Consider the following 15,385-nt stretch of genomic DNA (forward strand, 5'->3'; position numbering starts at 1 on the left):
CGCTCAAGCACCGACCGCCTCCAGCGCCCGCGCCGCCTGGGCCCGCCCGGCCGCCGCCGCCGCGCGCCAGCCGTCGGTCACCGCCTGCGGCCCGCGCGTGTCGCCGCCCTCGATCTGCTCGAAGGCGCGGCGCAGCCCCGGCTCGGCCGACGCCGCCGCATCGAGCGGCACCGCCGTCAGCGCCGCCCGCGCCGCCGCCGCATCGCGCCCGGCGCGCTCGGCCGCATGCACGCGCGCCCACAGCGCCACCAGCGCCGCGTGATCCTCGATCAGCCAGTGCTGGAACAGCGCCGCGATCAGCCCGAGGCGCGGCCGGCCGGCGTCGTTGTCGTAATCCATGCCGCCGGCCGCCGCCGCCGCGAACGGATCGAAGCTGCCGGCCGCCGCAGCGCGATACACCTCGGGCCGCACCGGCAGCTTGCGGATCGCCGGCGTGGCGAGCAGCGACTGGCCCTCGGCCGACAGCACATAGCGCACAAAGGCCTCGGCCGCCGCCGCATCGGTCGCGCCGGCGGTGATGGCGATGGCGCCCGGATTGATGCCGTTGTGCAGCGGATAGCCAAAGCCGATGCCGGCACCGCGCGCCACCGCCGACGCGGCAAAGAAATCGATGGTCAGCCCCAGCGCCGCCCGCCCCTCGCCGACCTCGTCGGTGATGAAGGTCGCGCCGCGATCCACCAGCCGCGCATTGCCGGCGATCTCGCTCCACAGCGCCCAGCCGCGCTCCCAGCCCCAGCCTTGCAGCACCAGATCGACCATGACCGGCGCAAAGCCCACGCGCGCCGGAATCGGCAGCGCGATGCGGCCGGCCAGCGCCGGCGCGGTCAGGTCGGGCCAGTCGCGCGGCATCGCCACGCCGAGCTGGCCGAGCAGCGCGTCGTTGCTGGCCCAGCCATAGCCGGCCACCTCGGTGGCGCGGTAGTAGCCGTCGGCATCGGCGATGCGGGTGCGGCCGATGCTGTCGGGCAGGCCGGCAGCGTCGATGCCGAGCCGGCGCAGCGCGCCGCGCTGCTTGAGCGCCGCATAGGTGCGCGGCGAGGCGCTCCAGTACACGTCCACGCCGTGCTGGCCGGGCTCGCTCAGATAGGGCAGCGCGTCATGCGGCATGCGCCAGATCCATTGCACATGCAGGCCGGGATTGGCGCGCTCGAAACCGGCCTCGAAGGCGGCCAGCACCTCGTCGGGATAGGCGGTGAGCACGCGCACCTGGCGCGTGGCGGCAAGCGCCGGGCGCAGCGCCGGCAGCGCGCAGGCCGAGGCCAGCGCCGCCGTCAGCACGCGCCGGCGTTTCGATATGGCCTTGCAGCTATCGCCGCTTGCGGCGACGGCGCCACGGTTGCAAATCTTCGGGTCGGGTTTCATCGCAAGTCCTCCATGACGCGGGCGCTGCAAGCGGCGCGCCATGCGGGCCGGTCCGGCGCCAGTCATCGTCATATAGCTGAGTTGCATCAAGCGCCACCGCGGCCGGGAGTTCCGACCATCCAGCGCTGGCAACTCGCTCCGTGTCGGCGATTGTTCTGTTTGTGTATTTTGTAATACAGCGATGCGACGGAGCGACATCGCTGCGCGGCCGTGGCGGCGCGCCGGCGGCAGGCGCGGGCTGGCCGGTGCGGGCGCCGCCGCCGGTCCGGCCGTCCGGCTGCCGCTCGCCATTCCCTGGCGATACAACTAAGGTTGGCCGCGCCTGGCGCCGCCGCGGTCCGCAGCGGCGCCAGGCCTCTCCTCACACCACAAGAACAGGAAACCGCCATGGCCATCAGCGCACGCAATGTCTTCGAGGGCACGGTCACCGCGCTCACTCCCGGCGCCGTCAATGCCGAGCTCGTCATCGGCACCGCCGGCGGCGTCGGCATCGTCGCCACGGTCACGATGCAGAGCGTCGAGACGCTCGGGCTGGAACTCGGTCGCAAGGCGGTCGCCATCGTCAAGTCGCCGTCGGTCATCGTGGTGGCCGGCACGCCCGGCTATCGCTTCAGCGCGCGCAACCAGCTCGCCGGCACGGTCGCCGCCATCTCGGCCGGCGCGGTCAATTCCGAGGTCGGCATCGATGTGGGCGGCGTGCTGGTGCAGGCGGTCATCACCAATCACGCGATCGCCGAGCTTGGCCTGTCGATCGGCGCGCCGGCGACGGCGATCTTCAAGGCCGGCAGCGTCATCGTCGGCGTCGCGGTCTGAGTCATCCTTGCAAGCCTCCGGCGCGGCAGCGACCGCGCCCCTTCCCTCGCCAGAAAGCAGCTCATGACCATCAGCGCACGCAATGTCTTCGAAGGCAGCATCACCGCCGTCACCCCGGGCGCCGTCAATTCCGAGATCGAGATCACCACCGCCAGCGGCGTGAAGATCGTCTCCACCGTCACCGTCGAGAGCGCGCGCGCGCTCGGTCTGGTGCCGGGGCGCAAGGCGGTCGCGCTCATCAAGGCGCCGTCGGTGATCGTGGTGTCCGGCACGCCGGGCCTGCGCTTCAGCGCGCGCAACCAGCTCACCGGCACGGTGGTCCGCATCGCGGCCGGTGCGGTCAATTCGGATGTGTCGATCGACGTGGGCGGCAATGTGCTGCAGGCGGTCGTCACCAACGAGGCGGTGACCGAGCTGGGGCTGGCCGAGGGCGGGACCGCGACCGCGATGTTCAAGGCCGGCAGCGTCATCGTCGGCGTGTGAGCGCGCCGCTCAGTCGAGCGGAAAGAAGGCGGCGCGCCGGCCGTCGGGCGCGGCCACGGCGGCCACGCGAATGCCGTACAGCCGCTCGATGCCGGCCGGCGTGACCACGTCGCGCGGCGCGCCGTCGGCGACGATGCGCCCGCCGGCCAGCAGCGCCACCCGCGTCGCCGCATGCAGCGCGTGCTCGGGCGTGTGGGTGCTCATCACGAAGCTGTAGCCGTCGCGCGCCAGCGCGCGCACCAGATCGAGCATCCGCCACTGATGGCCGTAGTCGAGCGCGGTGGCCGGCTCGTCCATGACGATGGCGCTGGCCTGCTGGGCCACGGCGCGCGCGATCAGCGCCAGCTGGCGCTCGCCGCCGCTGATCTCGGTATAGCGGCGCGCCGCCAGAGGACCAATGCCGAGCCGCTCGATGGCCTCGGCGACGATGCGGCGGTCGCCGGCGCCGGCCGCGCCAAACCGGCCGCGCCACGGCAGCCGGCCGAGCGCGACGATGTCGGCCACGGTGTAGGGAAACGGCGGCACATGGCTCTGCGGCACATAGGCCAGCCGGCGCGCCACCTCGCCGCGCGACCAGTCGCGCAGCGGCCGGCCATGCAGCAGCACCGCGCCGGCATCGGGCTTGCGGGCGCCCAGCAGCAGGCGCAGCAGCGTGCTCTTGCCGCTGCCGTTGGCGCCGAGCAGCGCCAGCACCTCGCCGCGCGCAAGCGTCAGGTTCACGCCGTCGAGCACCGGCCGCGCGCCATAGCCAAAGCGCAGATCGCGCAGCTCGGCCAGCGGCGCCTCGGCGGCGACGGGCAGCGCGCTCATGCCGCCCAGGCCCGGCGCACCCGGCCGAGCACCAGCAGAAAGATCGGCAGCCCGGCCAGCTCGGTGACCAGGCCGATCGGCAGCTCGGCGGTCGTCACGCCGCGCGCGATGGCATCGGCGCCGAGCAGAAAGATGGCGCCGATCAGCGCGCTGGCCGGCAGCAGCCGCGCATTCACCGGCCCCACCGCCAGCCGCGCGATGTGCGGCACCAGCAGCCCGAGCCAGCCGATCATCCCGGCCATCGCCACCGTGAGCGCCGACGCCACCGTGGCCGCCGCGATCACCATGCCGCGCACCAGCGCCACCGGCACGCCGAGCGAGGCTGCCTCGACCTCGCCCATGGCCAGCGCATCGAGCTGGCGCGCGAGCGCCAGCAGCAGCGCGATCGACCCGAGCATGGCCGGCGCGAGCCGGGCGATGGTCGGCAGATCGGCCTGACCCAGCGTGCCCATGAGCCAGTAGACGATGGCCGGCAGCTGATTGAGCGGATCGGCGGTGTACTTGACCAGCGACAGCAGCGCCGAGAACAGCGCGCCCGACAAAATGCCGCCGAGCACCAGCATCACGATGCCGTCGATGCCGAACAGCCGCGCAATGCCGGCGCCGACCGCCACCGCCGCAAAGCCGCCGGCAATCGCCGTGAGCTGGGTGATGCGCCAGTCGTTGAACACCACGATGCCGAGCGCCGCGCCAAACGCCGCGCCGGCCAGCACGCCGAGGATGTTGGGCGACACCAGCGGATTGGCGAACACCGCCTGATAGGCCGCGCCCGAGGTGGCCAGCGCCGCGCCCACCAGCACCGCCGCCAGCACGCGCGGCAGCCGGATGTCCCAGACCAGGTTGTGCAGGAAGGCCAGCCGCTCGGCCGGCAGGTCGAGCAGGCCGAGATCGGCCAGCGCCAGTCGCAGCACATCGACGGCCGGCAGCGGATAGCGGCCGTGGGCGAGCGCCAGTGCCATCGCCAGCAGCAGCGCCAGGGCCAGACCGGGCAGCAGCAGCGCGGCGCGCGCGCGGCGAAGCGCGGTGACAAGGGAAGGCGGCGCAACGGCCGGCGTGTCGAGACTTCGCGATATATGCATGGTGCTATCGCTAGCAAGCGACGATCCAGCAGTTGGCCCGAGCCCGGCAGGCATCCGATGTAGCGAATCGAACATTTTGTCGGCAAGCCTGCGAATACGTTCGTTGATCGCGCAGAGCGTGTGCGCGCCTCCGACCCTCCGGCGATGGTCACTTTCTCAATTTCCGCATGGATATAGCGCTTATCGTCATATTGGTTTGGATATTGCAGTGACGGGTTACGCGTCCACACCCTCCGGGCGCGTCGCCACCAAACAGAACCCACGCCTCCCATGTCACAGAGTCACAAGAAGAAGTCCCACCTGTCCTCGCTTGCGCTGCTCGCGCTCGGCCCGGCGTTGCACGGCGCGCAGGCGCAGACGGCGGTCGCGCTGCCGGCCGTCACCATCGGCGGCGAGGCCCAGCCCGACCTGCGCGAGCGCACGCGCCGCGCCGCCGTCGGCGCGCTCGGCGAGCGCGAGCTGGTCGACACGCCGTATGCCGTGTCGGTCGTGCCGACCGAACTCGTCGCCAACCAGCAGGGCAAGACGATTGCCGACGCGCTGCGCTATCTGCCCTGGGTACAGGCCGACGCAGTGCGACCGCAGGCGCGCGGCGTGCAGGGCGGCGTGATCCAGAACACCCGCATCGACGGCTTCAACATCGTCGGCACCACCGATTACCCGCTGGAGCAGTTCGACCGCATCGAGGTCATGAGCGGCGTGGCCGGCTCGCTCTACGGCGCGGCCAATGCCAGCGGCAACTTCAACTACGTGCTCAAGCGCGCCGAGCGCGAGCCGCTGCGCCGCATCGCGCTGGGCACGAACGACAGCGGCGGCCGGCTCGTGCATGCCGACTTCGGCCAGCCGCTCGACGCCGACGGCAAGTTGCGCCTGCGCGCCAACCTGCTCGACGACGAAGGCCGCTCGTGGGCGCCCAACAGCGTGCTGCGGCGCCAGCTCGGCAGCCTCGCGGTCGATGCCGACATCGACGCGGCGACGCGGCTCGAACTCAACGCCAGCCGCTATCACTACGTGGCGCGCGGCCTGCCCGGCAGCTTTGCCGTCGCCACCGGCGTGAAGTTTCCGGGCCCGGTCGATCCCGCGCGCGAGGGCTACGGCCAGCACTACGCCGGCGCCGACAACGACACCCGCACGATGAGCTTTCTGCTGCATCGCGAGCTGGCGCCCGACTGGACGCTGACGCTCGGCTATCTGCGCCAGATCGCCGACCGCGAGACCTCTGCCGTGACCAACACCGTCACCAACGCCACGACCGGCGCCTACACCACCAGCGCCAGCACCACGACCGCCAGCCGCTTCACCGTCGACAGCAACCAGCTGCGACTCAATGGCCGCGCCGTCACCGGCCCGGTCACGCATGCGCTGACGCTGGCCAACAGCGGCTTCGACTGGGAAAACTTCAACCCGGTCGCGGGCCGCAGCGTCACGCTCGGCAGCGCGCGCATCGGCGCGCCGATGGATTACGCCGCGCCGGTCTGGCCCAACTACGTCGCGCGCTACCGCAGCGCCAGCCAGCAGCAGCAGGCCGTGATGGCAGCCGACGAACTCGGCCTGGGCGACCGGTGGAAGCTGATGCTCAGCGCCAGCTGGAGCCGCATGAAGCTGCGCAACTACAGCGCCGCCGGCGTGGCCAGTGCGCCGATGAGCGATGACGGCCTCAGTCCCGCCGCGAGCCTCATGTACAAGCCGACCGCCGACAGCAGCGTCTACGCCGGCTACAGCGACACTCTCCAGCCCGGCGATGTGGCGCCGGCCGGCAGCGCCAACGCCGGCCAGTGGCTTTCGCCCTATCGCAGCAAGCAATGGGAAGCCGGCTGGAAGGCGCGCGCCGCCGACCTCGACCTGAGCGCGACGGCCTTCCGCATCGTGCGGCCATATGCGTTCGCTGCCGCGACCGGCGCCGTCTACGCCACCGACGGCGAGCAGGTGAATCGCGGCATCGAGCTGGGCGCCACCGGCCGCGCGAGCGAGCTGCTGTCGATCTACAGCGGACTGACCTGGCTCGATCCCAAGCTCACGCAATCCTCGGTCGCGGCGAGCGAGAACAAGCGCATCGTCGGCCTGAGCCGGCTGGCCGCCAGCGTCGCCGGCGAGCTGCGCATTCCGGCCGTCGCCGGGCTGTCGCTCAGTGCGCGCGTGGCCGGCGCGGGCAAGCGCGCCGCCAACAACGCCAACACCGACTGGATCGGCGGCTATGTGGTGGCCGACGCGGGGCTGCGCTACAACGCGCGCATCGGCGGCAACGCAACCGTGTGGCGGCTGTCGGCCAACAACCTGGCCGACACGCGCTACTGGACCAACGTGGTCGCGGGCGGGCTCAACGGCTACTCGGGCACCGGCAATGCGGCGGCCACGGTTGCCGCGCCGCGCACCGTGATTGCCAGCGTGCAGTTCGACCTGTGAACCTGCGCGCGCGCAGACGCTGGCTGGCCCGGGCCGCACGCACCGCAGCCGGGCTTGCGCTCGACGGCGTCGGCGCGCGCGTGGCCGGTGCGCTGGCGCTCGGCGCTGGCGGCAACCGCGCCCAGGCCCGGCCCGAGCTGCTGACCGCATCGTTCGCGCCGGCCGCGAGCCTGCCGGCCAACGGCGGCACGGGCAGCGGCGGCAACGCCGTCGAACCGGTGGCGCCGCCGCGCGATGTGCTCGGCCGGCCGGTGCCGCTGCCGGCGCCGTCCGCGCGCATCGCCGATGGCTGGCCGGCGCACAACGCGCTGCTGCTCACGCTCGGCGCGGCCGACCGCATCGTCGCCACCGTCTGCCTGCCGTCGGCGCGCCCGTGGATGTACCGCGTGGCGCCCGGCCTCAGGCGCGCGGCGACGAGTCAGGTCGGCGCCTTCAACGCCGAGGAGCTGCTGCTGCGCGGCGCCCAGCTCGCCTTCGTGCCGCCCGGCGATCCGGCCGGCAGGCGGCTCGCGGCGGCCGGCATCGCCACCGTCGAGACCAGCTTCCGCAGCTTCGCGACGATGCGCGACTGCCTGCTCACCACCGCCGCCCTGCTCGGCGACGACGCCCCGGCACGCGCCCGCGACTACCTCGCCGCGCTCGACGCCACGCGCGCCGAACTCGACGCCCGGCTGCGTCCGCTGCCCGCCGCGCAACGCCCGAGCGTGCTGCACCTGGCGCGCGCCGAGCCGCTGGTGGCCGACGGCCGCAACACCATCGTCAACGAATGGATCGAGGCCGCCGGCGGCCGCAACGCCGCCGCCGCGCTCGACGGCAACCTGCGCGAAATCACGCTCGAACAAGCGCTGGCCTGGGACCCCGACATCGTCGTGCTGGCCGGTGCCGGCGCGCTGCAACGCCCGGCCGGGCTCGGCCTGCTGCGCGCGGTGCGCGAGGGCCGGCTCTTCATCAATCCCGACGGCGTGTTCCCGTGGGATCGCTACGGCAGCGAGCTGGCACTGCAACTGCCGTGGGCCGCCAGCCGCTTCCATCCGGCGCTGTTCGGCCAACTCGATCTGGTCGCCCGCACGCGCGACTTCTACCGCCGCTTCTTCAACCATCGGCTCGATGACGACGCCGCGCGCCGCATCCTCGCCGGACTACCGCCACTGCCATGACAACGCCAGCAAAGCTGCTCCCCTTCGCGCGCCGGTGCGCCGCCGTCTGCGCCGCCGCGCTGCTCGCCCTGCCGGTTCAGGCGCGCGAAATCGTCGACATGCTCGGCCGCAAGGTCGAGGTGCCCGAGCGCGTGACCGGCGTCTACGGCTCGGCGCCGCCGCTCACCGTGCTGATTCATGCGCTCGATCCGGCGCTGCTGGCCGGCGTCAACTTTCCGTTCACCGAGGCCGACCGGCGCTGGCTGCCGGCACGCAGCGCCGGCCTGCCGGTAATGGGCGGTCTGGTCGGCATGGGCCGCACGCTCGACGTGGAAACCCTGCTCAAGGAAAAGCCCGCGCTCGGCCTGGCCTGGAACACCAGGTTCAACGACCGCGCCCGCACCGAGGAAGTGTTCGCCCGGGCCGGCGTGCCGGTGCTGTTCATCACGCTCGACAACCTCGCCGACTGGGCGCCGGCGCTCGAATTCCTCGGCCGCGCCACCGGCCGCGACGCGCGCGGCAAGGCGCTGGCAGCCGAGATTCGCGGCGCGCTCGACCGCGTGAACAAGGCGGTCGCCGGCGTGCCGCAATCGGCCTGGCCGCGCGTCTACTACGCCGAGAGCGCCGACGGCCTCGCGACCGAATGCGACCAGTCCTTCCATGTGGAGCCGATCGCGCTGGCCGGCGGCTACAACGTGCTGCGCTGCTCGCCGTCCAGCCACATGGGCATGGAGCGCGTCAGCCTCGAACAGCTGCTGGCCTGGGATCCGGACATCATCCTGGCGCAGGAAGCCGCCTTCATGAGCGCGGTGAAGACCGACAGCCGCTGGCAGCGCTTGCGCGCGGTGCGCGACGGCAGGATCTACTGGGTGCCGCATTCGCCGTTCAACTGGATGGACCGGCCGCCGTCGCTGATGCGCGCGCTCGGCATCCAGTGGCTCGCCGGGCTGTTCCATCCGCAGCGCTTCGCCTTCGACCTGAAGCAGGAAACCAGGCGCTTCTACAAGGACGTGCTCGGCATCGAGCTGGCCGACGCCGACGTGGGGGCCATCCTCAATCCGCCCGACGGTCACGAGGCCATGCACATGCACTGACCGCGTGGGACTGCGCCGACGGCGCGCCGGCCCCGCGCTGCCTAGACTGGCCGGACGCCCCCTCTCCGTCCGCCAATCGCGATGCCCGATCCCGCCTCACTGCTGCCCAGCGCCGAATGGCCTTACGTGCAGATCCTCATGCGCTTGGCGCTCAGCCTCGCGCTCGGGCTGCTGATCGGGCTGGAACGCGAGCGGCGCGGCAAGGAAGCGGGCCTGCGCACCTTCGGCTTCGTGAGCCTGCTGGGCGCGCTCGGCGGCTCGCTCGGGCACGACTTCGCGCTGCTCATCCTGGCGCTCGTGGGCCTGCTCGCCGTGCTGCTCAACGTGCAGACGCTGCGCGCCGGCCAGGGCACCGAGCTGACCACCTCGGCCGCGATGCTCGTGACCTGCGTGGCCGGCATCCTCTGCGGCCAAGGCCACACGGTTTCACCAGCGGCGGTGATGGTGATCGCCACCGCGCTGCTGGCGTGGAAGGAGCGGCTCGCGGGCTTTTCCAGCGGCCTTACCGAGGGCGAGCTGCGCTCGGCGCTGCTGCTCGCCATCCTCGCCATCGTCATCTATCCCGCGCTGCCGACCGGGCCGGTCGGGCCCTGGGGCCTCGTCGAGCCGCGCGCCGCATGGATCACGGTGATGCTCATCGCGGCCATCGGCTCGGCCAACTACATCCTCTGGAAGCTCTACGGTTCGCGCGGCACCGAGCTGTCGGGCTTTCTGGGCGGGCTGGTGAACAGCAATTTCACCGTGATCGAGCTGTCGTCGCGCTTGCGCCAGGCGTCGGGCGCGGGACTGGAGACGGCCTATCGCGGCATCCTGCTCGCCACCACGGCCATGGTCGTGCGCAATGCCGGACTGCTGCTCATCCTCGCGCCGTTCGCGCTGGTGGGCGCCCTGCCCGCCTTCGCGCTGATGCTGGTGATGGCCCTGCTGCTGGCGCTGTGGAGCTACCGGCGCCGGCATGACGACAGCGCCGCGCCCACCGCCATCAGCCTCGACCTGCCGTTCTCGCTGCCGGTGGCGCTGAAGTACGGCGCCATCTTCCTGCTGCTGCACATCGCCGGCGGCGTGACCCAGCGCCAGCTCGGCGATGCCGGCTTCTACGCGGTGAGCGCGGTGGGCGGGCTGATGTCGAGCGCCAGCGCGGTGGCGGCCGCCGCCACGCTCGCGGCCCAGGGCAGCCTCGCGCCGACGGTGGCCGGCAACGGCGCCATCCTCGCGTCGTTCACCAGCATCGCGTTCAGCCTGTCGTTCGTGCTGCGCACGCGGCATCGGCCGCTGATCCGCCGGCTCGCGATTGCAATGGCTTGCATCGCGGCGGCGGGGCTGGTGGGCGTGCTGGCCGCGAGCAGCGCGGCGCCGGTCATCGAGCGCTGGCTGCCGCAGCTCGGCACGGCGATGACGGCACCGCCGCCCGCGCCGGTCCGCCGCCTCAGCGAATGATGTCGTAGCTGTAGTCGGTCTTGCCGGCGACGATGGTGTTGGTGTCGAGCGCCTCGAAGAACTCGTCGAGCAGGTTCACCAGCACGCGCAGGCCGCCCTCGTAGCCCCAGATCGGATAGCGGTGGTAGTGGTGGCGGTCGAAGATCGGGAAGACGAGCCGGATCAGCGGCGTGCCGGTATCGCGCTCCAGATACTTGCCGTAGGTGTTGCCGATCAGGAAGTCGACCGGCTCGGTGAACAGCAGCGAGCGCATGTGCCACAGATCGCGCTTGGGCCAGGCCTTGCAATGGCTGCCGTAGGGGCTGGCGTCGAAGATCTTCTGCATGTCGTCGGCCCAGTCGGCATCGCCGTTGGTGGCCAGCACATGGATCGGCTCGGCGCCCAGCTCCAGCAGGAAGGCGGACATGCCGGCCAGGAAGTCGGGATCGCCGTAGAGCGCATAGCGCTTGCCGTGCAGATGCGCATGCGAATCGGCGATGGCGTCGAGCAGCTGGCCGCGTTCCTTCTCCAGCGACTCGGGCACCGGCTTGCCCGTGAGCCGCGCGATTTCCATGATGAAGGCGTCGGTCGCGGCCACGCCGATCGGGCTGTGCAGCACCACGACTTCCTGGCCCTTCTCGCGCACGTACTTGGCGGTCTTCTCGCTGCTGTAGCCCTGGAAGAAGATTGTCGCCTTGGCATGGATGGCGCGCTCGATCTCGGCCTTGGTGGTGCCGCCGTTGTACATGCGGAACTCGCCGTCCATGGGCGTGTTCCAGGCGCGCGACGGGTCGCAGAGGATGGTGTAGTCGCAGCCGAAGGCGTCGAGGATGCGGCGGATCTCGGGCATGTTGCCGACGACGAAACCGTCAAAGCCGCCGACGAAGTTGATGCTGTCGTCGGGCACGCGAACCAGCGGCTCGGTCGATTGCGCCTTGCCGTCCCAGAAGTACTGGAGCACGCCCTTGAGCGCATTGTCGTAGCCGGTGATGTGGCTGCCGACGAAGGCCGGCGTGTGCGCGAACGGCACGTCGAAATCCTGCGGGATGCTGCCCTTCTGCTTCGAGTTCTTGATGAAGGCGTCGAGGTCGTCGCCGATCACCTCGGCCATGCAGGTGGTCGACACCGAGATCATCTCGGGCTGGTACAGGTTGTAGGAGTTGGCCAGGCCATCGATCATGTTGTTGAGGCCGCCGAACACCGCCGCGTCCTCGGTCATGGACGACGACACGCAGGACGTCGGCTCCTTGAAATGGCGCGAGAAGTGCGAGCGGTAATAGGCCACGCAGCCCTGCGAGCCATGCACGAAGGACAGCGTCTTGTGAAAGCCATGCGCAACGAACACCGCGCCGAGCGGCTGGCAGGCCTTGGCCGGGTTCACGACCAACCCTTCGCGCGCGAAGTTCTTCTCGCGGTATTCGGGCGTCTTGGTCCATTGCACGATCTCGGCGATGGCTTCGTCGCTGTGGTTGAACTCGAACTGCTTCTTGTCGGCGAAGAGCTTCTGGTACTCGGGTTCGCGGAACAGCAGTTCGTGGTCGATGACCTTGGCGGCACTCTGGGGCACGGGGGACTCCGGTGAGGAAAGGGAAGTGAGGCGCTGTCTTGCGCGGCGGCCGGCATCCCCCCGAACCCCGGAGACCTCCGGCGCAATGTTTTTTAATGTATTTCGTCATGACGCCGATTCCGCTTGCGCTGGATCAAGCGGGCGCGGCACCTGCGTCGCCATTTCCAGGCGAACGATGAGCATTTCTCTTCGTACCGAGCTGCGAAAAGGCGACGGCCAGCACTCGCATCCGGCATGCTCATTGCCTTCGGACAGTTTTCGTAATGTTTACGACAATATTCCGAAAAATGGGCAACAGAAGCAGCAGATCCGGCAACGCGGGCCGTCCACCGCGTCTCCTGCGCAGGCTCGCTGCAAGCGCTTTCACGCTGCTGGTCGCGGCCTGCGGCGGCGGCGGTGGCGGCGCACCGGGCCAGCCGGCCGGCGCTGGCGCCGACACCGCCGGCGCCGATCTCGACACCGCGCTGCGCGCCGCGCTCGCGGCCAATGCCGTCGTGCTGCCCGCGCGACCCGAGGTGGCCGACGCCCGGTACAACCTCGGCGCCAACCTGTTCCAGAGCACGCTGCTGTCGGGCAACCGCAAGGTCTCGTGCGCGAGCTGCCATCCGATCGGCAACGCGGGCGTCGACAACCTCGTGCTGTCGATCGGCATCAACGGCAGCGGCAGTCCGCCGACGCGTACCGGCTCGCCGGTCATCCATCGCAACGCGCCCGGTCTCGTCAACCTCGGACTCGGCATCGCCACGCGGCTCTTTCACGACGGCCGCGTCGCCCTCGTCGATGGCCGCTACGTCACGCCAGCCGGCAGCCAGCTGCCCGACGGCCTTGCCAGCGTGGTCGCGGCCCAGGCGCTGTTTCCGCTGCTGTCGCGTGACGAGATGCTCGGCTGGCCCGCCGCCGACGACGACAACGAGCTGGCCGACCTCGTCGCGGCCGACACCGCGCCCGAGTCCGACCCGAAGCCGGTGTGGGCCGGCATCGTCGCGCGACTCGTGGCCGATGCCGGCTTCGCGAGCCAGTTGCGCGTCGCCTATCCCGACCTGCCGCCCGGCGCCATCGGCATCGAGCACATCGCAAACGCGCTGGCCGCCTTCGAGCAGCGGCGCTGGTATTCGCTGGGCGGTAACCGCTACCTGCCCGGCTATCTCGCCGGCAGCGCCGAGCTGCCCGACGACGCCAAGCGCGGCGGCATCCTGTTCCACGGCCGTGCCGGCTGCGCGCGCTGCCACTCGGGGCCGCTGTTCACCGACCAGAAGTTCCACAACCTCGCGGTGCCGCAGATCGGCCCGGGCTTCGGCGCCGGCGCACGCGCCACGCCGGCCCATGACGCCGGCCGCGAAGGCGTCACGGGCGACGCCGCCGACCGCTACGCCTTCCTCACGCCCTCGCTCTGGGAGGTGCGCCACACCTTCCCCTATCTGCACAACGGCGTGTACGCCACGCTCGACGAAGTCATCCGCCACCACCTCGCGCCGGCCGAACGCGCCCTCGCCTTCCGCTGCACCGGCGAGCTGCGCAGCGGGGGCAACGTCGTCGCCTGCCGCGACAGCACGACCGCCGCCGCGCTCTACGCCGACATGGTCGCCCGCCTCGACCCGCTGCTCGCCGCCCCGCCGTCGCTGAGCGACGCCGACATCGCCGATCTCATCGCCTTCCTCAACCAGCTCACCGACGGCAACAACGTCTCGGTGCGCTGACCCACGCCAACTACAGGAGAACTTCATGTCAACCCGCAAGACGGGGCGCCTGCGCGCGCTCCTCGCGGGCGCGTTCGCGCTCGCCCTCGCCGCGTGCGGCAGCGGCAGCGACGGGCCGGCCAGCGCGCCGGTCACGCCCTCGGCCTCGTTCATGGTTAAGGCCGGCGGCACGGTCGCGCTGATGCCCGCCGACGCCACCACCGCCGTCGACCCGACCGACGCGGCCAGCAGCCCGAGCGGCTCGACGCCCTACTTCGTCCCGTCGGGCGCGATCGGCGTGACCGCGCTCAAGACGCTCATGAACGACGCCACCACCTTCCCGGCGGCCGAGCAGCCGCTGACCGTCACGGTCGGCACCGACAGCTACAAGGGCTACCGCCTCGCCGACGTGGTCGTGCGCGCCACGAAGTTCCGCCCGGCCGACTACAACACCGGCGCCTTCGGCGCGACCACCGCGATCGTCGCGGTCGGCATCGACGGGCGCATGTCGGTGTTCTCGTTCACCGAGCTGATCCGCACCGCCAACGGCGAGAAGACCATCGTCGCCTACGAGAAGAACGGCGCCGCCCTGCCCGACGCCGAAGGCGCGATGGAACTGATCGCCGGCGCCGACACCGATCCCGCGCTGCGTCGCACGCCGCGCCTGGCCGAGCTGCATGTGCGCAATGACTACGTGGCCACGAGCGGCACGCTCGCCTCGGCCGCGACGGCCGCCGCCGTGGCGCCGGGCGATGTCGCGTTCACGATCTCGGGCGCGGTCAACAGCAGCATCACCGTGACGGCGGCGACGCTGTCGGCCACGTCGTCGCAGGGGCTGTACGCGGTGGACCGCATCGGCAGCCGCGCTGCAAGCGCTTTCACCACCTACCACTTCCAGGAATACGGCCCGCGCCACATGAACTACTGGTACGGCCAGGGCGTGCGCCTGACCGACGTGCTCGACACCGCCGGCCTGCAATTCCCGGCCGAGAAGAACCGCTGCTTCGTCGTGATCACGAGCCTCAACAACCAGCCGGCGCTGTTCTCCTGCGGCGAGCTGTACAACAGCGCGGTGGGCATCGGCGACGGCCTCGCGGGCGCCGGCAACCGCAGCCGCTCGAAGGGCGTGCTGCTCGTGACCGACGACTTCCGCATGGGCACGGGCAACAACATGATGATGACCTGCTGGAACGACTACTCCACCTGCACCAAGACCGACGCCGGCAATCCCGAGGCCTACACCTCGGCCATGGACGCCAACGGCGACCACGTGAACTACCAGTCGATCGCCCTCGTCTCGACCGAGGACAAGCTGCCCTTCATCCCCTTCGGCCGCTGGTATCCGATGCCGGCCAACTGCGCCAGCTTCGTCTGGAAGTGCAACGCCTGGATCGACGTGGGCGAGCGGCTGCAGCAGGGCATCCGCGGCATGACCGTGTACTACGCGGGCGCCAGCGGCGGCATGCACTGACCGCCGGCACCGGCGGCCGGCGCTGGCGGCGCCCCCGCCAGCGGCCGCGTCCGGCACCCATGCCGGCGCGCCGGT

At 71.1% G+C, this 15,385-nt stretch carries 12 protein-coding genes; 8 read left to right on the top strand and 4 right to left on the bottom strand.

All coding sequences use genetic code 11. The features are described from left to right. Positions 1-3 precede the first annotated feature (3 nt). Positions 4-1,362, bottom strand: a complete 1,359-nt coding sequence (locus B9P64_RS12195) for an ABC transporter substrate-binding protein (protein ID WP_085316515.1) — start codon at positions 1,360-1,362, stop codon at positions 4-6. A gap of 387 nt (positions 1,363-1,749) precedes the next feature. Between B9P64_RS12195 and B9P64_RS12200 the strand changes: the two genes are divergently transcribed. Next, a complete protein-coding gene (locus B9P64_RS12200; protein WP_085316516.1) occupies positions 1,750-2,175 on the top strand; it encodes a TOBE domain-containing protein in 426 nt (141 codons plus the stop codon). A gap of 63 nt (positions 2,176-2,238) precedes the next feature. Further along, on the top strand, positions 2,239-2,658 hold the full coding sequence (locus B9P64_RS12205; protein WP_085316517.1) for a TOBE domain-containing protein: 420 nt from the start codon (positions 2,239-2,241) through the stop codon (positions 2,656-2,658). A gap of 9 nt (positions 2,659-2,667) precedes the next feature. Here the strand turns inward: B9P64_RS12205 and B9P64_RS12210 are convergent, their stop codons facing one another. After that, a complete protein-coding gene (locus tag B9P64_RS12210) occupies positions 2,668-3,468 on the bottom strand; it encodes an ABC transporter ATP-binding protein (RefSeq protein ID WP_085316518.1) in 801 nt (266 codons plus the stop codon). Beyond that, complete coding sequence (locus B9P64_RS12215) at positions 3,465-4,547, bottom strand: FecCD family ABC transporter permease (RefSeq protein WP_085316519.1); 1,083 nt, start codon at positions 4,545-4,547, stop codon at positions 3,465-3,467. Before B9P64_RS12215 ends, B9P64_RS12210 begins: the two co-directional genes overlap by 4 nt. A 270-nt stretch (positions 4,548-4,817) precedes the next feature. Here B9P64_RS12215 and B9P64_RS12220 point away from each other — a divergent pair, with 270 nt between their 5' ends. The 4 genes from B9P64_RS12220 to B9P64_RS12235 all read left to right on the top strand — a co-directional run bounded on the left by B9P64_RS12220 (position 4,818) and on the right by B9P64_RS12235 (position 10,617). Further along, the gene (locus B9P64_RS12220; protein WP_085316520.1) at positions 4,818-6,950 is read left to right on the top strand and encodes a TonB-dependent siderophore receptor; all 2,133 of its coding nucleotides are present in this window, start codon (positions 4,818-4,820) and stop codon (positions 6,948-6,950) included. Further along, positions 6,947-8,107, top strand: a complete 1,161-nt coding sequence (locus B9P64_RS12225; protein WP_139826299.1) for an ABC transporter substrate-binding protein — start codon at positions 6,947-6,949, stop codon at positions 8,105-8,107. Before B9P64_RS12220 ends, B9P64_RS12225 begins: the two co-directional genes overlap by 4 nt. After that, a complete protein-coding gene (locus B9P64_RS12230) occupies positions 8,104-9,180 on the top strand; it encodes an ABC transporter substrate-binding protein (protein ID WP_085316521.1) in 1,077 nt (358 codons plus the stop codon). The genes B9P64_RS12225 and B9P64_RS12230 overlap by 4 nt, the downstream gene beginning before the upstream one ends. 81 nt (positions 9,181-9,261) lie before the next feature. Further along, positions 9,262-10,617, top strand: coding sequence for an MgtC/SapB family protein (locus B9P64_RS12235; protein WP_085316522.1), 1,356 nt, complete (start codon positions 9,262-9,264; stop codon positions 10,615-10,617). Here the strand turns inward: B9P64_RS12235 and nifK are convergent. Beyond that, a complete protein-coding gene (nifK, locus tag B9P64_RS12240) occupies positions 10,607-12,163 on the bottom strand; it encodes a nitrogenase molybdenum-iron protein subunit beta (RefSeq protein ID WP_085316523.1) in 1,557 nt (518 codons plus the stop codon). The two genes, B9P64_RS12235 and nifK, sit on opposite strands and share 11 nt — an antisense overlap. 287 nt (positions 12,164-12,450) lie before the next feature. On the opposite strand from nifK, the gene B9P64_RS12245 reads away from it, so the two are divergent. Both B9P64_RS12245 and B9P64_RS12250 read left to right on the top strand, forming a co-directional pair. Beyond that, on the top strand, positions 12,451-13,860 hold the full coding sequence (locus tag B9P64_RS12245; protein ID WP_051379013.1) for a cytochrome-c peroxidase: 1,410 nt from the start codon (positions 12,451-12,453) through the stop codon (positions 13,858-13,860). A gap of 25 nt (positions 13,861-13,885) precedes the next feature. Continuing rightward, positions 13,886-15,310, top strand: coding sequence for a hypothetical protein (locus B9P64_RS12250; RefSeq protein WP_051379014.1), 1,425 nt, complete (start codon positions 13,886-13,888; stop codon positions 15,308-15,310). Positions 15,311-15,385 lie beyond the last annotated feature (75 nt).

The sequence above is a fragment of the Derxia lacustris genome, from assembly GCF_002105195.1.
Taxonomy (GTDB): domain Bacteria; phylum Pseudomonadota; class Gammaproteobacteria; order Burkholderiales; family Burkholderiaceae_E; genus Derxia; species Derxia lacustris.

Coding starts and splice junctions, on each gene's coding strand:
- B9P64_RS12200 (WP_085316516.1), top strand. CDS start 1,750: ATGGCCATCAGCGCACGCAATGTCTTCGAGGGCACGGTCACCGCGCTC.
- B9P64_RS12205 (WP_085316517.1), top strand. CDS start 2,239: ATGACCATCAGCGCACGCAATGTCTTCGAAGGCAGCATCACCGCCGTC.
- B9P64_RS12250 (WP_051379014.1), top strand. CDS start 13,886: ATGTCAACCCGCAAGACGGGGCGCCTGCGCGCGCTCCTCGCGGGCGCG.
- B9P64_RS12210 (WP_085316518.1), bottom strand. CDS start 3,468: ATGAGCGCGCTGCCCGTCGCCGCCGAGGCGCCGCTGGCCGAGCTGCGC.
- B9P64_RS12245 (WP_051379013.1), top strand. CDS start 12,451: ATGGGCAACAGAAGCAGCAGATCCGGCAACGCGGGCCGTCCACCGCGT.
- B9P64_RS12215 (WP_085316519.1), bottom strand. CDS start 4,547: ATGCATATATCGCGAAGTCTCGACACGCCGGCCGTTGCGCCGCCTTCC.
- B9P64_RS12220 (WP_085316520.1), top strand. CDS start 4,818: ATGTCACAGAGTCACAAGAAGAAGTCCCACCTGTCCTCGCTTGCGCTG.
- B9P64_RS12195 (WP_085316515.1), bottom strand. CDS start 1,362: ATGAAACCCGACCCGAAGATTTGCAACCGTGGCGCCGTCGCCGCAAGC.
- B9P64_RS12235 (WP_085316522.1), top strand. CDS start 9,262: ATGCCCGATCCCGCCTCACTGCTGCCCAGCGCCGAATGGCCTTACGTG.
- B9P64_RS12230 (WP_085316521.1), top strand. CDS start 8,104: ATGACAACGCCAGCAAAGCTGCTCCCCTTCGCGCGCCGGTGCGCCGCC.